2 protein-coding genes are annotated in these 2,587 nt (G+C 62.2%); both read right to left on the bottom strand.

All coding sequences use genetic code 11. The features are described 5' to 3' along the window. Positions 1-37 precede the first annotated feature (37 nt). On the bottom strand, positions 38-757 hold the full coding sequence (locus EHS19_RS10250; protein ID WP_151917665.1) for a hypothetical protein: 720 nt from the start codon (positions 755-757) through the stop codon (positions 38-40). Between the two features lie 262 nt (positions 758-1,019). Then, positions 1,020-2,587 (bottom strand): Ig-like domain repeat protein (locus EHS19_RS10895; RefSeq protein WP_338325057.1); only part of this gene is annotated, 1,568 nt, incomplete at its 5' end.

The following is a 2,587-nucleotide window of genomic DNA, read 5'->3' as shown; positions in this document are numbered from 1 at the left end:
GGGGTTGGTTGCGGGGGGTGGGATTGCGAAAGGCGCGCTACTTTCCGGTTTCGCTGATGGTGGCGATGATCTCGTCGATGGCGGCCTTATCGGCTTTGTCGGGTACGGCCACGGTGATCACGTCACCTTGCTTGCTGAACATGGCGATCATGGTCGCCTCCACGCCGCTGGAGTCCTTGACATGATATCGGATGGCCCGACGCCCGGCGACCATGGTCTTCGTCGGATCGCCGACCATCTCCTCACCGGTGAACTGCGTGGCATCGCCTTGGGCGAATTCATCCAACGCCTGATCGACCTTGGTCTGGTCAGCATCGTCGCCGACCAGAGCGGCGACCGGATTCTCGTCCAGAGCGCTGAATCGGAACGCGTTGATGATCAGATACGGATTGTCGACCGGCGTGGACCAGCGCTCATGGGGAACATCCTGCCCGCTTGAGGTCAGCCCCGGCATATCGGACTTCTTCGGCGTCTGCGGCACCTTGATCGACAGATCACTGTCTGGAATGTCGAACGTCTTCCATGCAGCGGTCAGATCGGAACCGGAATCCTTGCCGGAATCCTTGCTCTGCGACGTGTCCGACCCGCCGCCCTTGGAAACCGAAATCGAAACCGGGCTTGAGCAGGCGGCCAGCGACGCCATCAACACGGCCACCAGCGTCAACCCGGCGACCTTGGCGACAACACCGGTGCGCGCGTCGCCCCACATGCTTCTCCGCGCGCTTCCACGCGCGCCTCGACGGTTACTGCGAATCATGATCAAACCCCTTCGTTCACTTGCAATCTTCGCACATCTGCTTTCCATTTTACTGGTAGTAGGGTATTGACACGCGATTCCTTGGGTTCCCGCTCGTCATTGGTCGCCGACGATCAGGACTACCGGCAATATATGCCCAATACACGCCGATGCCCTCGGCGGGGGTAATCCCCATGCCGAGGGCATCGCAGACTCTGTTGCTCTTGCTGGAGCTGATCCTGCCAGAGCGTTATCTGTAGCTTACCGCACGATCACCGCGCGATCACCGCTCGAACGGGTTGCGACGGTAGGCGCTCAGCTGGCGGGTGCGGTGCACGAGCACGCCGATGATGGCGATGGCCGCAAGCAGCAGCATCGTGCCGAAGATCAGCGCGTTGCGAATAGCAGGCGTGTTCATCGCGTACTGCCACCAGTTGGAGGCGACGATCACATTGTCGTAGGTGGTCGTGGCCGTGTTGCCGGCCTTGTCCACCGTGGTGACGACGATCGTGTGCCCGTTGGCGTCGGCGGGGACCGCGTACGACGGATTGCCCTTGACGAGCTCCTCGCCGTTCCACTTGCCGACGCTCTGGCCGTCCACGACGAGCTGTGCGGATTCAAGCGCGAGGTTGTCCTTGGCACTGACCGACACCTGCTTGCTGCCGCCGTAGTACACGCCGCCGGAGGTGATGCCCACGACCGCGGCCTGCGGGGTCTGGCGGTCGACGGCGAAGTTGACTTCGGCGGTGGCCTTGCGGTCGGCATCCTTGTCGTTCATCGTGTTTTCGGACAGGTTGCCGGCGTTGTCGGTGGACTGCACCTGCACGCGGTAGTAGCCATCGTCGTAGAAGTTGTTGGCGGGCACCGTGTAGGTGGTCCGGCTCCAACCCTTGTCGTCGCCGGTGCTGATCGTGTAGTCGCTCGGCTTGAGCTCGGTGGCGCGGTCGTCCTTGGCGACGGTGATCTTGCGGCTGCCAGGCTTGAGGCCTGAGACGTTGATCTCGGTGATGGTGACCGGCTTGGACTCCTTGAGATAGGTGCCGCGAAGGTCCTTGGTCTCGCTGGTGAACGTGTACGTGGAACCGAAGCGGTTGACCGAGAAGGTCTTCTGCGCCTCGAACGTGTTGCCGGCCATGTCGGTGACGTTCGCCTTGATGGTGTACACGTCGTCGGAGGCCACCTTGCGCTCGAAGTCGGTGAAGCTCACGTCCTTCGTGTTGTCGGTGGTCTTTTCGCTGGTCGTGGTGATCTTGGCGAGGTCCTCCAGCTTGTCGAGCTTGCCGTGGCGGGCACCGGTGATGGTGTAGGTCGCCTTGGTCTGGTCGAGGTTGGTGTCCTCGTAGTTGATCGCCGGGGAGACGGTTCCCGCGTATGCGGTCTTGTCATCGATGTTGTCGATGGTCAGCTTCGGCTTGGTCAGATCGATCACGAACTCGGGCTCGGTGACGACGACGGCCTTGTTGCCGGCGAGATCGGTCGCTTCGCCCTTGAGGGTGAAGTGGTTCTCGCTGGTGAACGCCACGGTCGTGGTGTGCTCGTAGTGGCCGGTCTCACGCCACCCGCTGTCGCCGGGGGCATCCACGGAGCGTCCGTTGTCGTCCTTGGCGGTGGTGGTCACCGGGGACTGCTCGGCGCTGAAGTTGCGCTCGGTCTCGACGATGGTTGCGGTTCGCGTGGCCTTGTAGTACTTGCCGTTCGCCGCGTCGTTGTTGTCGAAGGTGAGCTTGAGCGTCGGCGCGATCGTATCGATGGTGAACTCGTTGTGGAGCGACGTGTTTCGCCCGATCGGGTCGGAGAAGCTGGCGTCGACCACCCAGTCGCCGTCCTGATCGTAGGTGATCTGGGCGGTGT

It is taken from the genome of Bifidobacterium jacchi (assembly GCF_009078285.1).
Taxonomy (GTDB): domain Bacteria; phylum Actinomycetota; class Actinomycetes; order Actinomycetales; family Bifidobacteriaceae; genus Bifidobacterium; species Bifidobacterium jacchi.
The sequence above is the reverse complement of the archived record's forward strand: the minus strand, read 5'-3'. Positions and strand labels throughout refer to the sequence as shown.

Coding starts and splice junctions, on each gene's coding strand:
- EHS19_RS10250 (WP_151917665.1), bottom strand. CDS start 757: ATGATTCGCAGTAACCGTCGAGGCGCGCGTGGAAGCGCGCGGAGAAGC.